Consider the following 15593-nt stretch of genomic DNA (forward strand, 5'->3'; position numbering starts at 1 on the left):
GTAACCGTCTGCTAACGGTGGGAACTCGGTCGAAGCCTGGTTAAGTTGCTCTGACGACCGACCGATTCCAGACGACACAGCTGAGGTGCCACCGTGGTATTCCAGATGCCGGAACGCTCAGGGCCGGGTTTCCGGCGCAGGGTAGGCCCGCCCTCCCGGCGGGCGCGGGTGGCCCTGCTGACCCTGGGCGTGCTCGCGGTGCTGTTCCTGCTGTTCGTCATGTTCGCCGGGTTCTGGACGGACTGGCTGTGGTTCAGGTCGGTCCACTACTCCTCGGTGTTCACCACCGAGCTGTGGACGAAGATCGGGCTGTTCGCGGTGTTCGGCCTGCTGATGGCGGTGATCGTCGGCTTCAACGTCTGGCTGGCGCACCGGCTGCGCCCGCCGCTGTCGGCGATGTCGGTCGAGCAGCAGAGCCTGGACCGCTACCGGGCGGGGCTGGCGCCGTTCAAGCGCTGGGCGCTGATCGGCGTCTCGCTGGTGATCGGTCTGGTGGCGGGTGCGGCGGCGTCGGGCCAGTGGCGGACCTGGCTGATGTGGACGAACGCGACGTCCTTCGGGGAGAAGGACGCCCAGTTCGGCATGGACGTCTCGTTCTACGCCTTCGACCTGCCGTTCTACGAGTTCCTGCTGGGCTTCGCGTTCAGCGCGGTGATCGTCTCGCTGCTGACCTCGGCGCTGGTGCACTACCTGTACGGGGGGCTGCGGCTGCAGGGCCCGGGGCGGCGGGCGAGCGCGGGCGCGCAGGGGCACCTGGCGGTGCTGCTGGGGGTGTTCGTGCTGCTGAAGGCGGTGGCGTACTGGCTGGACCGGTACGCGCTGGCGGTGAAGACCGGTTCGTACAAGGGCGTCTCGGGCTGGACGGGCCTGCGCTACGTGGACGCCAACGCGTTCCTGCCGGCCAAGACGATCCTGTTCTTCGTCGCGATCATCTGCGCGGTGCTGTTCTTCCTGACGCCGATCCGCCGCACCTGGGCGCCGGCCCTGATCGGGCTGGGACTGATGGTGCTGTCGGCGGTGCTGATCGGCGGGCTGTACCCGGCGATCGTGCAGCAGTTCCAGGTCAAGCCGAACGAGCAGGCCAAGGAGACGCCGTACATCCAGAAGAACATCGACGCCACGCGCCAGGCGTACGGGATCGCGGACGCGCAGACCACCCAGTACAGCCCGCAGGGCTCGACCAACGCGGACGCGTTGAAGCCGGACGCGCAGACCATCGCGGACATCCGGCTGCTGGACCCGAACATCGTTTCGCCGACGTTCCAGTCGCTGGAGCAGCAGCGCAACTACTACGCTTTCCCGAGCACGCTGGACGTGGACCGCTACGGCACGGGCACGGGCAAGCAGGACACCGTGATCGGCCTGCGCGAGCTGGACCTCAACGGGGTGCAGCGCAACTGGATCAACGACCACTTCAAGTACACCCACGGCTACGGCGCGGTGGTCGCCAAGGGCAACCAGGTCGACGACCGGGGCCAGCCGGTGTTCACGGAGTCGGGCCTGCCGGCCACCGGCACGCTGGGCGACTACCAGCAGCGGATCTACTACGGCGAGAAGACGACGACGTACTCGATCGTCGGCGGCTCGAACAAGGAGATCGACTACACCGACTCCAAGACCGGCCAGAACGCCGAGTACACCTACTCCGGGGACAGCGGGGTCTCGCTGGACAACCCGATCACCCGGGCCGCGTACGCGGTGCGCTTCACCGAGCCGCAGATCCTGTACGCGGGGGCGATCACCGACGGCGCCAAGGTGATCTACAACCGGACGCCGAAGGAGCGGGTGGAGAAGGTCGCGCCGTGGCTGTCGATCGACGCCGACCCGTACCCGGTGGTGCAGGACGGCCGCGTGGTCTGGGTGCTGGACGGCTACACCACCTCGGACGGCTACCCGTTCTCGTCGAAGACGACGCTGGGCACGGCGACCAAGGACTCGCTGACCAACCAGCGTGGTGAGCTGCTGGCCGTCGCCAACCAGGTCAACTACATCCGCAACTCGGTCAAGGCCACGGTGGACGCCTACACCGGCGAGGTGAAGCTCTACCAGTGGGACGAGAAGGACCCGGTGCTGAAGACCTGGATGAAGGCCTTCCCGGGCACGGTCGAGCCGAAGGCGGACATCCCGCAGTCGCTGCTGCCGCACCTGCGCTACCCGCAGGACATGTTCAAGGTGCAGCGCGACCTGCTGGGCCAGTACCACGTGACGGACGCCAACTCCTTCTTCAACGGCAGCGACATCTGGCAGGTCCCGGTGGACCCGACCAGTGACACCAAGCAGGTCCAGCCGCCGTACTACGTGACGGTGCGGATGCCGGACACCAAGGCCGCGAGCTTCTCGCTGACCAGCACCTTCGTTCCCAACCAGCGGCCGAACCTGGCGGCGTTCATGGCGGTGGACGCGGATCCGGGCGACGACTACGGGAAGATCCGGATCCTGAAGATGACGGGGGACAGCGGCGCGCCCGGCCCGGGCCTGGTGCAGTCGAAGTTCAACTCCCGTCAGGAGGTGGCCTCGCAGATCACGCTGCTGAAGAGCGGCGGCGACTCGGAGCTGGAGTACGGCAACCTGCTGACCCTGCCGGTCGGCAACGGGCTGCTGAACGTCGAGCCGGTGTACGTGCGCGGACGCGGCGCCAAGTACCCGACGCTGCAGAAGGTCCTGGCGGTGTACGGGGACGACAACGTGGCGTTCGAGAACACCCTGGAGGACGCGCTGAAGAAGGTGTTCGCGGGGGCGGCCCCGGCGACCACCCCGACCGCGCCGTCCACCACGGGCGCCGGCGGGACGCCGACCTCGCCGGCGACGCCCTCGCCCACCGGGCCGGCCACCCCGGGCGCCGGCGGGACGATCTCGCCGGAGCTGCAGAAGGCGCTCGCGGACGCGGAGAAGGCGTACAACGACGGCCAGACCGCGTTCAAGAACGGCGACTGGGCGGCGTACGGCAACGCCCAGAAGGCGCTCGGCGACGCCCTGAAGGCGGCCGAGGCGGCCCGCGGCGGCGGCCCGGCGCCGAGCCCGGCGGCGACGCCGACGGGCTCGGGGTCGCCGAGCCCGACCCCGTAGTCTCTGCTGAGCCGCGGTAACCGTTTTCGGTTCCACCCCGTGTCCGTGCTATGGTTTAACCACCGACGCGGGGTGGAGCAGCTCGGTAGCTCGCTGGGCTCATAACCCAGAGGTCGCAGGTTCAAATCCTGTCCCCGCTACTCAGTAGCCGAAGGGCCCGGAGGATTCTTCCTCCGGGCCCTTCGCATTTTCGGGCGCGGACGTTTCCCTCCCCAAGCGGGGGGAACCGCTCCGGTACTATCGACCGTCGCCAACGGGGACGGCATTGGGGTTTGTGGGGTGGAAGTGTCGGGAAATCGACAAAGCGCCGAAGCAATTTCGTCGGCTTCGGGTTCGCCCCGCCTGAATTCGGCCGGGGCAGGTGTACGCGGGTAGCGGGTGATGCGACGATGGGACACATGGGGGACGGTGCACGGTTGCTGACCGGCCGTCGGGTCCGGCACCTCTCCCGCGAGTCCCTCCGGCCGCGGGCCGGGGCACGATGCCGCGACACTCTGGGGGAGCGGGAGTCGGCATGAGGCTGATCGGCAAGTCAGGGACCAGGTCCGGTGCGGCCGTCGAGGCGGACACCGACGCGTGGGCGGAGAGCGCCGAGAACCCCGACGGTCGCCCGGGAGCCCTGCCCGCCCAGCGCACCAGCGGACTGTCCGAGCGCCCCTCGGTCGGCGGCTTCGGCCCGGACAGCCTGGTCCACGTGTCCACCCGTCAGTTCTCCGCGGCCGTCGGCCCGTACGGCGCGGCCGGCGGCGAGGACGCGCCCGCCGGCGCCGCGCTGGATGCGGCCGGCCTGGACCCGACCAGCTTCGAGACCGCGCTGGCCGCCCGCGAGTGCGCCGCCCTGGAGGCCCGCCACCGGCAGGCCGCCGACGACGGCGACCCGGACGCCGCCTGCCGGCTCGGCACGCTGCTGCTGCGCCGCGGCGACCTGGAGGACGCCGAGCCCTACCTGCGCGCCGCCGCGGCCGCCGGGCTGCGCGCCGCCGCCAACAACCTCGGCGTGCTGCTGCACCAGCAGGGCCACCGCGCCGAGGCCGCTCAGTGGTGGCGCCAGGCCGCCGTCTCGGGCAGCGCCCCGGCCGCGCACGCGCTCGGGCTCCAGCTGCGCGACCAGGGCGAGGAGGAGGCCGCCGAGTACTGGCTGCACTTCGCCGCCGACCACGGCCACCCGCTCGGCGCCTACGCGCTGGGCGACCTGATGGAGCACCGGCGCGACGTGCGGGCCGAGCGCTGGTTCAAGGTCTCCGCCGACGCCGGGCACCGCGAGGCCGCCTACCGGCTGGCCCGGATGCGCGAGGCCGCCGGGGACAAGGACACCGCCGAGGCCTGGTACCGCACCGCCGCCGCCCGCAGCCACCCCCGCGCCGCGCTGCGCCTGGGCGTGCTGCTGGAGGAGCGCGCCGGCATCGACCAGTCGCTGCTGGACGAGGCGGCCCGCTGGTACCGCCAGTCCGCCCAGAACGGCGAGCCGCGCGCCGCCTGCGCGCTCGGCTTCCTGCTGCGCGACTCCGGGGACGTCGTCGCCGCCGCCGAGTGGTGGCGGGAGGCTGCCGAGGCCGGTGACGGCAACGCCGCCAACGCGCTGGGCGCCCTGCACGCCGGCCGCGGCGAGGCCGAGCAGGCCGAGCACTGGTACCGCACCGCCCTCGACGCGGGCGACCAGAACGGCGCCTTCAACCTCGGCCTGCTCTGCGCCGGCACCGGCCGCGAGCAGCAGGCCGAGCAGTGGTACCGCCGGGCCGCGTACGCCGGGCACCGGGAGGCCTGCAACGCGCTGGCCGTGGTGCTGCTCCAGCGCGGCGACGAGTCCGGCGCCGAGCCGTGGTTCTCCAAGGCCGCCGAGGCCGGCAGCGTCGACGGCGCCTTCAACCTCGGCGTGCTGCACGCCGGGCGCGGCCAGCACCGCCAGGCCCAGGAGTGGTACGCGCGGGCCGCCGCCGAGGGTCACGGCGAGGCGGCCCTGCAACTGGCGGTCGCCCAGGAGCAGCGCGGCAACCTGCCCGGCGCGCTGGAGCGCTACCGGCAGGCGGCGGCCGGCGGTTCGGCCGAGGGCGCGTTCCGGCTGGCCTCGGTGCTGGACCGGCGCGGGGACGCCGACGCCGAGGCCGAGCACTGGTACGCGGTGGCGGCCGACGCCGGGCACCGGCGGGCGCAGGTGCGGATGGGTGTGCGAGCGGCCGAGCGCGGGGCGCTGGAGATCGCCGAGAGCTGGTACCGGCGGGCCGCCGAGGCGGGCAGCCGCAGCGCCGCGTTCAACCTGGGGCTGCTGCTGGCCCGGCAGGACAGCGAGGCGGAGGCGATGCTCTGGTACACCCGGGCCGCCGACGCCGGGCACGGGCGCGCCGCGCTGCGCCTGGCGCTGCTGGCGCTGCGCCGGGGCGAGCCGGTGCAGGCCGAGAACTGGTGCCGCCGGGCGATCGACTACGGGCCGGCCGAGGTCGCCGAGCGGGCCGGGCGGCTGCTGGGCGCGTTGCACGCGGAGCTCAGCGCGTAGCCCGTCGCCTCGAACGGGGCGGTCGGCCGGCCGCCGGTCAGGGGCGGCAGTCGGGGCACAGGCCGCGGTAGGTGACCTCGGCGGCGGTGACGGTGAAGCCGAAGCGCTCGGCGGCGGGGAGGTCGGCCAGCGGGTCGCCGTGCGGGTGGACGTCGCGGATCGCGCCGCAGCCGGAGCAGACCAGGTGCTGGTGGGCGCGGTGGGCGTTGGGGTCGTAGCGCTTGGCGCGGCCGTCGGTGGCGACCTCCAGCACCTCGCCGAGGGCGACGAGTTCGCCGAGCGTGTTGTAGACGGTGGCGCGGCTGATCTCGGGCAGGTGGGCGGCGGCGCGTGCGTGCACCTCGTCCGCGGTGAGGTGGACGTGCTCGCCGTCGAGGACCTCGGCCACCACCCGGCGCTGCGAGGTGAGCCGCCAGCCGTGTCCGCGCAGTCTCTCCAGCAGGTCACTCATGGCACCAGAGTAAGTCACGCTCTGAGTTTGGTTCCAGTGTTGACTTGGACAAAGTCCAAGTTAGGATCGTGTCATCACGACCGGATCCCTCGGAGGCACCCGTTATGACCACGCAGGACGAGCTGCGCCCGACCCTCACCACGGAGGCGGGTGCCCCCGTCGCCGACAACCAGAACACCGAGACCGCGGGCGTCGGCGGCCCGGCCCTGATCCAGGACCAGCTGCTGTTCGAGAAGCTCGCGCACTTCAACCGCGAGCGGATCCCGGAGCGCGTGGTGCACGCCCGCGGCGCCGCGGCGTACGGCACCTTCACGGTGACCGCCGACGTCTCGCAGTACACCCGCGCGGCGTTCCTGTCCGAGCTCGGCAAGCAGACCGAGGTCTTCCTGCGCTTCTCCACCGTGGCCGGCAACCTCGGCTCGGCCGACGCGGTGCGCGACCCGCGCGGCTTCGCGGTGAAGTTCTACACCGAGGAGGGCAACTACGACCTCGTCGGCAACAACACCCCCGTGTTCTTCATCAAGGACGCGATCAAGTTCCCGGACTTCATCCACACCCAGAAGCGCGACCCGTACACCGGCTCGCAGGAGGCCGACAACGTCTGGGACTTCTGGGGCCTGTCGCCCGAGGCGACCCACCAGGTGACCTGGCTGTTCGGCGACCGCGGCATCCCGGCCACCTACCGGCACATGAACGGCTACGGCTCGCACACCTTCCAGTGGCAGAACGAGGCCGGCGAGCACTTCTGGGTCAAGTACCACTTCAAGACCGACCAGGGCATCCGCAACCTCACCCAGGACGAGGCCAACAAGCTCGCCGGCGAGGACCCGGACAGCCACCAGCGCGACCTGCGCGAGTCGATCGAGCGCGGCGAGTACCCCACCTGGACGGTGCAGGTCCAGGTCATGCCGGCGGCCGACGCGGCCGGCTACCGCTTCAACCCCTTCGACCTGACCAAGGTCTGGCCGCACGCCGACTACCCGCTGATCGAGGTCGGCCGACTGGAGCTCAACCGCAACCCGGAGAACGTCTTCGCCGAGGTCGAGCAGTCGATCTTCTCCCCCTCGCACTTCGTGCCCGGCATCGGCCCGTCCCCGGACAAGATGCTCCAGGGCCGCCTGTTCGCCTACGCGGACGCCCACCGCTACCGGGTCGGCATCAACGCCGACCACCTGCCGGTGAACCGTCCGCACGCCACCGAGGCCCGCACCAACAGCCGCGACGGCTACCTGTACGACGGCCGCCACGGGCGCCAGAAGAACTACGAGCCGAACAGCTTCGGCGGCCCGGTGCAGACCGGCCGCCCGCTGTGGGCCGCCACCGTCGTCGACGGCCCCACCGGCAACCACGCGACGCCCGCGCACGCCGAGGACGACGACTTCGTGCAGGCCGGCAACCTGTACCGGCTGTACTCCGAGGAGGAGAGGCAGCGCCTGATCGCCAACCTGGCGGGCTTCATCGCCAAGGTCTCCGCCGACCGCGAGGACATCGTGGAGCGGGCGGTCGACAACTTCCGCAAGGCCGACGCCGACTACGGGCAGCGGCTGGAGGCGGCGGTGCGGGAGCTGCGCAAGCAGTAGCCCGGACCGGCTGAAGCAGCGGGCCCCTTGACCAGCACGAACTGGTCAAGGGGCCCGCACCATTGCCGCCCGAGCCGAAGGGCCCGCCCCGAGCCGAAGGGGCGCGCCGGTGCCGAAAGGGAGAAGCGACAAGCGAGGAACGAGCGCCGGAGCGCCGACCGTCGGCACCGGGTCAGAGCGCCCCGGAGGCGAGCGGGCGAGTATCAGAGCGCCCCGGAGGCGAGCGGGCGAGTAGCTCTCAGACCGACAGCCGCCGCAGGGTCTCCTCGTGCAGCAGGCCGTTGGAGGCGACGGCGTCGGCGCCGCCGGGGCCGGGGATGCCGTCCAGACCGGTGAAGCGGCCGCCGGCCTCCTCGACCACGATGCAGGGCGCGGCCATGTCCCACAGCGACAGCTCGGGCTCGGCGGCGATGTCCACGGCGCCCTCGGCGAGCATCATGTAGGACCAGAAGTCACCGTAGGCGCGGGTGCGCCAGCAGGCGCGGGTGAGGTCCAGGAACGGGTCGAGGCGGCCGCGGTCCTCCCAGCCGGTGAGGGAGGAGTAGGACAGGGAGGCGTCCTCGATCCGGGACACCCCGGAGACGTGGATCCGGGAGGCCTTGGCCAGGCTGCGGCCGGTGAAGGCGCCCAGGCCCTTGGCGGCCCACCAGCGGCGCTGCAGCGCCGGGGCGGAGACGATGCCGACCACCGGGCGCTGGACACCGTCCGGGCCGTCCTCCAGCAGGGCGATCAGGGTGGCCCAGACCGGGACGCCGCGGATGTAGTTCTTGGTGCCGTCGATCGGGTCGATCACCCAGCGGCGCGGGCCCGAGCCCTGGAGGCCGAACTCCTCGCCGAGGACCGCGTCGCGCGGCCGGGCGCGCTGGAGCACGCCGCGCACGAGTTCCTCGGCGGCCTTGTCGGCGTCGCTGACGGGGGTGAGGTCCGGCTTGGTCTCGACCGCCAGGTCGAGGGCGCGGAAGCGCTCCAGGGTGACCGAGTCGGCCGAGTCGGCGAGGACATGGGCGAGTCGGAGATCGTCGTGGTAGTCGGCCATGTCCGAAACCCTAGCGAGCCCGCCCCGATCGGCACAGCCGGGCTCGCGGAGCGGGACGCTTCCCATCGGATGCCTCCCGGCTAGTGGGCGGTGCCGCTGAGCTGCAGGCCGATCACGCCGGCGATCACCAGGGAGATGGAGACCAGCTTGAGCACCGAGGTGGTCTCGTCCAGGAAGACCATGCCGTAGACCGCGGTGCCGGCCGCGCCGATGCCCGTCCACACCGCGTAGGCGGGGCCGACCGGCAGGCTCTTCAGGGACAGGGTGAGCAGGCCGAAGCTGCCGAGGGCGAACACGCAGAAGCTGACGGTGGGCCAGAGCTTGGTGAAGCCCTCGCTGAGCTTGAGGTTGATCGCGAAGCCGGTCTCCAGCAGGCCGGCCAGGACCACCAGGGCCCATGCCATCGCGTGCCCTTCCTGTCGATCGACGGACGGACCGTGCCCGGCCCGACTTTCCTATGATCGCCAGGCGGGCCCGCTCCGACACCTCGAACGGCCCACGGACCGCGGGAAAGCCTCAGTCGCCCTCGCGGGACTCCTTGCTGGCCAGCAGACGGCGCAGCGAGTAGAGCCGGGCTGCCTCGGCGTGGCCCTCGGTGACCCAGGCGTCCAGGGCGCAGTCCGGTTCGTCGTGGCTGCACGCGCGCGGGCAGTCCACGGTGCCGGGCTCCAGGTCGGGGAAGGCGTGGATGACCCGGGACGGGTCGATGTGCGAGAGGCCGAAGGAGCGGAAGCCGGGGGTGTCGATCACCCAGCCGGAGTTGAGCGCCTTCTTGGAGCCCTCCTTGGCGCCGGGCGGCGGGGGCAGCCGCAGCGCGAGGGCGGAGACGGTGGTGTGCCGGCCGCGGCCGGTGACGGCGTTGACCTGGCCGGTCTGCCGCTGGCGGTCCGGGACGAGGGCGTTGACCAGGGTGGTCTTGCCGACGCCGGAGTGGCCGATGAACACCGTGGAGCGTCCGCGCAGGTACTCGCGGACGGCCTCGGCGCCGGTGGTCTCCAGTTCGTCCCGGCGGGTGACGACGTAGGCGATGCCGAGCGGGGCGTAGGACTCCAGCAGTGGGGCGGCCGGGGCGAGGTCGGACTTGGTGAGCACCAGCAGCGGTTCCATGCCCGCGTCGTAGGCGGCGACCAGGCAGCGGTCGATCAGCCGGGGGCGGGGCTCGGGGTCGGCCAGGGCGGTGACGATGGCCAGCTGCTCGGCGTTGGCGACGACGATCCGCTCGTACGGGTCGTCGTCGTCCGCGGTGCGCCGCAGCACGGAGCTGCGGTCCTCGACCCGCACGATCCGGGCGAGGGTGTCGGCGTCCCCGGAGAGGTCGCCGACCAGGTTGACGACGTCGCCGACGACGACGCCCTTGCGGCCCAGCTCGCGGGCCTTCATGGCGACGACCTGGCGCTCGTGCTTGGTCCCCGGGTCGACCAGGCAGGTGAGCCGGCCGCGGTCGACGGTCAGCACCATCGCCTCGGCGGCGTCCTCGTGTTTGGGCCGGATCCGGGTCCGCGGCCGGGAGCCCCGGCGGGCGGGGCGGTTGCGGATGTCGTCCTCGTCGGCGTCCTTGCCGTAGCGGCGCATGGCTTCAGTCTCCGCTCAGGCGTCCGCCGCCGCTCCGCCGAGCAGCTCCGACCACATCTTGGGGAAGTCGGGCAGGGTCTTGGCGGTGGTGGCCACGTTCTCCACCTCGACGCCGGGCACGGCGAGGCCGACCACCGCGGCGGCGGTGGCCAGGCGGTGGTCCTCGTAGGTGCGGAAGACGCCGCCGCGCAGCGGGCGCGGGCGGATCCGCAGGCCGTCCTCGGTCTCGCTGACGTCGCCGCCGAGGTCGTTGATCTCCTTGGCGAGCGCGGCGAGCCGGTCGGTCTCGTGCAGGCGCAGGTGGGCGATGCCGTACAGGTGGGACTCGGAGTCGGCGAGGGCGGCGACGGCGGCGATCACCGGGGTGAGCTCGCCGACGTCGTGCAGGTCGGCCTCGATGCCGTGGATCCGGCCGGTGCCGGTGAACTGCAGACCCTCGTCGGTGAACTCGCAGGCGCCACCCATCCGGGTGTAGAGGTCGCGCAGCTGGTCGCCGGGCTGGGTGGTGTGCTTGGGCCAGTCGCGGACGGTGACCCGGCCGCCGGTGACCAGGGCGGCGGCGAAGAACGGCGCCGCGTTGGACAGGTCGGGCTCGACCACCAGGTCGCGGCCGAGCAGGGCACCGGGGGTGACCCGCCAGACGTCCTTCTCGCCACCGTCCTCGGGGGCGTCGACCTGGACACCGGCCAGGCGCAGCATCTCGACGGTCATCCGGATGTGCGGCAGGGAGGGGACGGGGCCGCCGACGTGCCGGACCTCGACGCCGTGGTTGTAGCGGGCGCCGGAGAGCAGCAGGGCGGAGACGAACTGGGACGAGGAGGAGGCGTCCAGTTCGACCGGGCCGCCGTCGAGGCCGCCGGTGCCGTGGACGGTGAGCGGGAAGGTGCCGCGGCCGTCGTCCTCGATGCGGGCGCCGAGCGTGCGCAGGGCGTTGATCACGCCGTGCTGGGGGCGCTCGTGGCTGCGCGGGTCGCCGTCGAAGTGGACGGGGCCGTCGGCGAGGGCGGCGAGCGGGGGCAGGAAGCGCATCACGGTGCCGGCGTTGCCGACGTCGACGTTGGCGGGGCCGCGCAGGACGGGGGCGGGAATGACCCGCCAGGCCTCGCCGCCGCCGGTGCCGCCGGAGTCGTTGTTGACCTTCTCCTCGATGGTGACCCCGAGGGCGCGCAGGCCGTCGGCCATCAGCTGGGAGTCGCGGCTGCGCAGCGGGCGGCGCACCCAGCCGGGTCCGTCGGCGAGTGCCGCCAGCACCAGGGCCCGGTTGGTGACCGACTTGGAGCCGGGGATGGTGACGGTGGCGTCGACGGGGGCGGTGGCGACGGGGGCGGGCCACAGGGTCTCGGTCATGGAGGCCAGTCTAGGCGCCGTACCGGAACGACCCCGGTCGGTGGCCGCATGGCGATACTCGCCCGCCCGCGCGCCGGGCGGGTGGGCGCGGCGGTCAGTGCAGGGGCTGGAGCAGCCAGGCGGCGCCGAGGGCGAGGCAGGCGAGGGCGACGAGCAGGAAGACGGTCACCCAAGCGATGCCGGGGACGTGGGTGAGCCGGGCGAGTTGGTCGGCGTCGGAGTCGCGGGCCCAGCCGATGCGGCGCTGGTGCTGGAGTTCCAGGACGGGGCGCACCGCGCCGATGAGCAGGAACCAGCAGCCGAGGTAGGCGAAGCCGGCCTGGACCTGGGCGCTGCCGAACCAGGAGACCAGGAAGAAGGCGCCGCCGGCGACCAGGACGGTGAACAGGCCGAAGGCGTTGCGCACGCGGATGAGCAGGGCCAGCAGCAGGGCGATGGCGAGCCACAGCAGCAGGGTGATCCGGTCGGCGGCGAGCAGGGCGGCGCAGCCGAGGCCGAGCAGGGCGGGGGCGGTGTAGCCGGCGGCGGCGGTGAGCACCATGCCGGGGCCGGTGGGGCGGCCGTAGGAGAGGGTGAGGCCGGAGGTGTCGGAGTGCAGCCGGATGCCGGCGAGTTTGCGGCCGGTGGCGAGCGCGGCGAGGCCGTGGCCGCCTTCGTGGGCGATGGTGACGGCGTTGCGGGCGACGTGCCAGAGCGGGCGGGCGAGGACGGTGAGCAGGGCGGCGGCGCCGGTGGCCAGGACGAGCCAGCCGGGCGGGGCGGCCTGGGTGCCGGTGACCTGGTCCCACAGGGCGCCGAGGTTCTGGTCGTTGGCGTTCATCGGGGGGTCTCGCCTCCGTTCGCTGTGTTGGGCCGTTCGGGGCAGCCTCCCATGCGGGGACGGGTGGGTGGGAGCGGGCGGTTCCGGCCGGGGGATGAGGAAGGGGTGAGAAGGGGCGGCATGGCAAGCTGGCCCGCATGTGCGGTCGCTTCGCAGCCAGCAGCAAGCCCGAGGACATCGTCGAGCTGTTCGACGTGGAGTACTGGGATCCCGAGGAGACCCTGGACCCGAACTGGAACGTGGCGCCGACCAACAGCGCGTTCGTGGTGCTGGAGCGGCTGTCCGAGGAGCGGCCGCGGCCGTTGCGTCAGCTGCGGGCGCTGCGCTGGGGGCTGGTGCCGCCGTGGTCGGACTCCGCCGGGACGGCGGTGAAGATGATCAACGCCCGGTCGGACACGGTGCACGAGAAGCCGGCGTACCGGCAGGCCTTCGCCTCGCGGCGGTGCATCCTGCCGGTGGACGGCTACTACGAGTGGCAGACGGTGCCGGGCGAGCGGGGCAAGGCGCGCAAGAAGCCGTTCTTCGTCTCCCGGGCGGACGGCGGCCCGCTGGCGCTGGCCGGGCTGTACGAGTTCTGGCGCGACCGGGCGGTGCCGCCGCAGCATCCGCAGGCCTGGCTGGTGACGTTCACGATCGTCACCACGGACGCCGAGGAGTCGCTGGCACCGATCCACGAGCGGATGCCGCTGTTCCTCGACCTGGAGTCCTGGGGCGAGTGGCTGGACCCGCGGCTGAGTGACCCGGACCGCCTGCGCCGACTGCTGATACCCCCGCCGCCCGGCGCGCTGCTGGCCACCCCGGTGTCCCCGGCGGTCGGCAGCATCCGCAACAACGGCCCGGAGCTCAAGGAGCCGTGGGCCGAGACCGAGTACGAGACCACACTGTTCTGACGTTTTCGTTCTGACGTTCTCCGGACTCGCGTCCCGGATCCACGTCCTTGGATTCAAGCCGGCTGGAGCCGCCGAGATGACCACCTCCGAACTCGTTGCCACCGGGGCCGGCGAGGCCCGGATCACCTACCACCGGGCGGCCGCCCCGAGGGCCGTGCTGGCGCTGGGGCACGGCGCGGGCGGCGGGACCGCGGCGCCGGACCTGGTGGCGCTGGCCGAGCGGCTGCCGCCGCGCGGGATCACCGTGGCGCTGGTCGAGCAGCCGTGGCGGGTGGCGGGCCGGAAGCTGGGGCCGGCGCCGAAGACCCTGGACCTGGGCTGGCGGCCGGTGGCGGAGCGGCTGGCCGGGCAGGGGCTGCCGCTGGTGGTCGGCGGGCGCAGTGCCGGGGCGCGGGTGGCGTGTCGTACGGGGGCGTCGACCGGGGCGGTGGGGGTGGTGGCGCTGGCGTTCCCGCTGCACCCGCCGGGCAGGCCGGAGAAGAGCCGGGCGCAGGAGCTGCTGGAGTCGGGGCTGCCGACGCTGGTGGTGCAGGGTACGGCGGATCCGTTCGGCGGGCCGGCGGAGTTCCCGGAGCTGCCGCGGGGGCACGAGCTGGTGGAGGTGCCGTACGGCGGTCACGGGTTCGCGGTGCCCAAGCGGGCGCCGGTCGGGGAGGACGAGGTGCTGGGGCTGATCTGTTCGGCGGTGGGGGACTGGGTGCTGCGGCTGGTGTGAGCGGGTCGTCGCCGGGAGGGCCGTGAGCAGGGCGCCCGGGACGGCCGTGAGCAGGGAGTTCGCGATCGCTCACTCGCACGAGTGAACGGTGTGCGCGGGCGGGAATGCGGGCGGGGCCCGGGTGGTTGTCGTGTCCGTCAGCAGGAGTGACCGGTGAGAGGCAGGGCAGATGGGTTCGATCGCGTGCCCCGAACGGCCTGAGGAGCGCGAGGCCACCACGGCGTTCGCCCCTTCCTGGTCGGAGTGGCTCGACGCGGGCGAGAAGCCCGTCAGCCCGATATCCTCCATTTCTGGGCGGCCCGCCGTGGGTCGTTCCCGTCATGCCGAGGAGGTGGGTCCGGTCGTCGGGACCGAGCACGAGGCCGAGCCGGGCCGTGGCCCGGACGAGGCCCTGCCTGCGGACGAGGCGCTCACCGGTGAGGAGCTGGCCGAGGCGATCGGCGAGGACACCTTCCGGGTGTCGGCGGAGGAGACCGAGGAGGCCCGGCGGGAGCGCTTCGAGCGCGACGCCCTGGGCTACCTGGATCCGATGTACTCGGCGGCGCTGCGCATGACGCGCAACCCGGCGGATGCGGAGGACCTGCTCCAGGAGGCGTTCGCCAAGGCGTACGCGTCCTTCCACCAGTTCCGTGAGGGCACGAACCTCAAGGCCTGGCTGTACCGCATCCTCACCAACACGTTCATCAACTCGTACCGCAAGAAGCAGCGGGAGCCCCAGCGCACCGCGGCGGAGGAGATCGAGGACTGGCAGCTGGCCCGGGCCGAGTCGCACATGTCGACCGGTCTGCGCTCGGCCGAGACCCAGGCGCTCGACCACCTCCCCGACAGCGATGTGAAGGACGCGCTCCAGGCCATCCCGGAGGAATTCCGGATCGCCGTCTATCTCGCGGACGTAGAAGGCTTTGCGTACAAGGAGATCGCGGACATCATGGGTACTCCCATCGGTACGGTGATGTCCCGGCTGCACCGCGGCCGCCGGCAGCTGCGCGGCATGCTGGAGGATTACGCCCGTGAGCGCGGGCTGGTCCCGGCCGGCAGCGGGGCAGGGCAGGAAGCGAAGGGCTCGGGCTCATGAGCTGCGGCGATCCGCACGAAACGGAGTGTGGCGAGGTCCTCGACCACCTCTATGAATTCCTCGACAACGAGATGGCCGAGGGTGACTGCGCCAAGCTGCGCGTGCACTTCGAGGAGTGCTCGCCGTGCCTGAAGCAGTACGGGCTGGAACAGGCGATCAAGGCGCTGATCAAGCGTTCCTGCGGCTGCGACGACACCCCGACCGACCTGCGCGGCAAGGTGCTGGCGAGGATCGACTCGATCCGGGCCGGGCAGCGCTCGGGAGAGCCGGTGGTGGTCGCCGCGGAGACCTCGGTCGAGGTGCACGCCGAGTCCGCCCGCCCGGCACCGACCATGACGAAGGCCCAGGCGGGGGAGGGCGCGGCCGAGGAGCCGGCCGTGCGCCCTGGTGCGCCGGTCGAGGCCGGCGCCCCGGCGGAGTGAGCGGCCGGTCGGCGCGCGGCCACACGGCCGCCGACCGGGCGCGGTAGCGCGCCGGCCCGTCGACGAGGGCGGCCCGGCGGTTCGGGCAAGGAGTTCAGCGGCCCCGGGAGCGTGCGCTCCCGGGGCCG

At 72.6% G+C, this 15593-nt stretch carries 13 protein-coding genes and 1 tRNA gene; 8 read left to right on the plus strand and 6 right to left on the minus strand.

Translation table 11 applies throughout. From position 1 onward, the window contains the following. The first annotated feature begins 105 nt into the window (after positions 1-105). The 3 genes from ACGF12_RS03540 to ACGF12_RS03550 all read left to right on the plus strand — a co-directional run bounded on the left by ACGF12_RS03540 (position 106) and on the right by ACGF12_RS03550 (position 5557). On the plus strand, positions 106-3066 hold the full coding sequence (locus tag ACGF12_RS03540; protein WP_393024914.1) for a UPF0182 family protein: 2961 nt from the start codon (positions 106-108) through the stop codon (positions 3064-3066). 66 nt (positions 3067-3132) lie between these two features. Beyond that, positions 3133-3206 (plus strand) — tRNA-Met (locus ACGF12_RS03545). Positions 3207-3580: 374 nt separating this feature from the next. Continuing rightward, positions 3581-5557 carry a tetratricopeptide repeat protein gene (locus ACGF12_RS03550; RefSeq protein ID WP_393024916.1) on the plus strand — a complete coding sequence of 659 codons (1977 nt, stop codon included), beginning with the start codon at positions 3581-3583 and terminating at the stop codon, positions 5555-5557. 37 nt (positions 5558-5594) lie between these two features. Here ACGF12_RS03550 and ACGF12_RS03555 read toward each other — a convergent pair whose 3' ends face one another. Continuing rightward, positions 5595-6008, minus strand: a complete 414-nt coding sequence (locus ACGF12_RS03555) for a Fur family transcriptional regulator (protein ID WP_387630872.1) — start codon at positions 6006-6008, stop codon at positions 5595-5597. Between the two features lie 104 nt (positions 6009-6112). Between ACGF12_RS03555 and ACGF12_RS03560 the strand changes: the two genes are divergently transcribed. Next, positions 6113-7588: a catalase gene (locus tag ACGF12_RS03560; protein ID WP_393024919.1), complete on the plus strand. Its 1476-nt coding sequence runs from the start codon at positions 6113-6115 to the stop codon at positions 7586-7588. Positions 7589-7826: 238 nt separating this feature from the next. Here the strand turns inward: ACGF12_RS03560 and hisN are convergent, their stop codons facing one another. From hisN to ACGF12_RS03585, 5 genes are all read right to left on the minus strand, one after another. After that, positions 7827-8624, minus strand: coding sequence for a histidinol-phosphatase (gene hisN / locus ACGF12_RS03565; RefSeq protein ID WP_393024922.1), 798 nt, complete (start codon positions 8622-8624; stop codon positions 7827-7829). 80 nt (positions 8625-8704) lie between these two features. Continuing rightward, entirely contained in the window at positions 8705-9028 is a 324-nt protein-coding gene (locus ACGF12_RS03570) for a multidrug efflux SMR transporter (protein WP_363569454.1), read from the minus strand. Between the two features lie 112 nt (positions 9029-9140). After that, on the minus strand, positions 9141-10196 hold the full coding sequence (gene rsgA, locus ACGF12_RS03575) for a ribosome small subunit-dependent GTPase A (protein WP_393024926.1): 1056 nt from the start codon (positions 10194-10196) through the stop codon (positions 9141-9143). Positions 10197-10211: 15 nt separating this feature from the next. After that, complete coding sequence (gene aroA, locus ACGF12_RS03580; protein WP_393024928.1) at positions 10212-11543, minus strand: 3-phosphoshikimate 1-carboxyvinyltransferase; 1332 nt, start codon at positions 11541-11543, stop codon at positions 10212-10214. Between the two features lie 94 nt (positions 11544-11637). Then, entirely contained in the window at positions 11638-12363 is a 726-nt protein-coding gene (locus ACGF12_RS03585; RefSeq protein WP_393024931.1) for a M50 family metallopeptidase, read from the minus strand. Positions 12364-12500: 137 nt separating this feature from the next. Here ACGF12_RS03585 and ACGF12_RS03590 point away from each other — a divergent pair, with 137 nt between their 5' ends. The 4 genes from ACGF12_RS03590 to rsrA all read left to right on the plus strand — a co-directional run bounded on the left by ACGF12_RS03590 (position 12501) and on the right by rsrA (position 15465). Beyond that, complete coding sequence (locus ACGF12_RS03590) at positions 12501-13253, plus strand: SOS response-associated peptidase (protein ID WP_393024933.1); 753 nt, start codon at positions 12501-12503, stop codon at positions 13251-13253. Positions 13254-13329: 76 nt separating this feature from the next. Then, positions 13330-13968, plus strand: a complete 639-nt coding sequence (locus ACGF12_RS03595; RefSeq protein ID WP_387628951.1) for an alpha/beta family hydrolase — start codon at positions 13330-13332, stop codon at positions 13966-13968. Positions 13969-14392: 424 nt separating this feature from the next. Further along, a complete protein-coding gene (locus tag ACGF12_RS03600; RefSeq protein WP_167349734.1) occupies positions 14393-15043 on the plus strand; it encodes a sigma-70 family RNA polymerase sigma factor in 651 nt (216 codons plus the stop codon). Next, on the plus strand, positions 15040-15465 hold the full coding sequence (rsrA, locus tag ACGF12_RS03605) for a mycothiol system anti-sigma-R factor (RefSeq protein ID WP_393024936.1): 426 nt from the start codon (positions 15040-15042) through the stop codon (positions 15463-15465). The genes ACGF12_RS03600 and rsrA overlap by 4 nt, the downstream gene beginning before the upstream one ends. Positions 15466-15593: the final 128 nt, after the last annotated feature.

Source organism: Kitasatospora sp. NPDC048296 (assembly GCF_043201815.1).
Taxonomy (GTDB): Bacteria; Actinomycetota; Actinomycetes; order Streptomycetales; family Streptomycetaceae; genus Kitasatospora.

Coding starts and splice junctions, on each gene's coding strand:
- ACGF12_RS03540 (WP_393024914.1), top strand. CDS start 106: ATGCCGGAACGCTCAGGGCCGGGTTTCCGGCGCAGGGTAGGCCCGCCC.
- ACGF12_RS03550 (WP_393024916.1), top strand. CDS start 3,581: ATGAGGCTGATCGGCAAGTCAGGGACCAGGTCCGGTGCGGCCGTCGAG.
- ACGF12_RS03555 (WP_387630872.1), bottom strand. CDS start 6,008: ATGAGTGACCTGCTGGAGAGACTGCGCGGACACGGCTGGCGGCTCACC.
- ACGF12_RS03560 (WP_393024919.1), top strand. CDS start 6,113: ATGACCACGCAGGACGAGCTGCGCCCGACCCTCACCACGGAGGCGGGT.
- hisN (WP_393024922.1), bottom strand. CDS start 8,624: ATGGCCGACTACCACGACGATCTCCGACTCGCCCATGTCCTCGCCGAC.
- ACGF12_RS03570 (WP_363569454.1), bottom strand. CDS start 9,028: ATGGCATGGGCCCTGGTGGTCCTGGCCGGCCTGCTGGAGACCGGCTTC.
- rsgA (WP_393024926.1), bottom strand. CDS start 10,196: ATGCGCCGCTACGGCAAGGACGCCGACGAGGACGACATCCGCAACCGC.
- aroA (WP_393024928.1), bottom strand. CDS start 11,543: ATGACCGAGACCCTGTGGCCCGCCCCCGTCGCCACCGCCCCCGTCGAC.
- ACGF12_RS03585 (WP_393024931.1), bottom strand. CDS start 12,363: ATGAACGCCAACGACCAGAACCTCGGCGCCCTGTGGGACCAGGTCACC.
- ACGF12_RS03590 (WP_393024933.1), top strand. CDS start 12,501: ATGTGCGGTCGCTTCGCAGCCAGCAGCAAGCCCGAGGACATCGTCGAG.
- ACGF12_RS03595 (WP_387628951.1), top strand. CDS start 13,330: ATGACCACCTCCGAACTCGTTGCCACCGGGGCCGGCGAGGCCCGGATC.
- rsrA (WP_393024936.1), top strand. CDS start 15,040: ATGAGCTGCGGCGATCCGCACGAAACGGAGTGTGGCGAGGTCCTCGAC.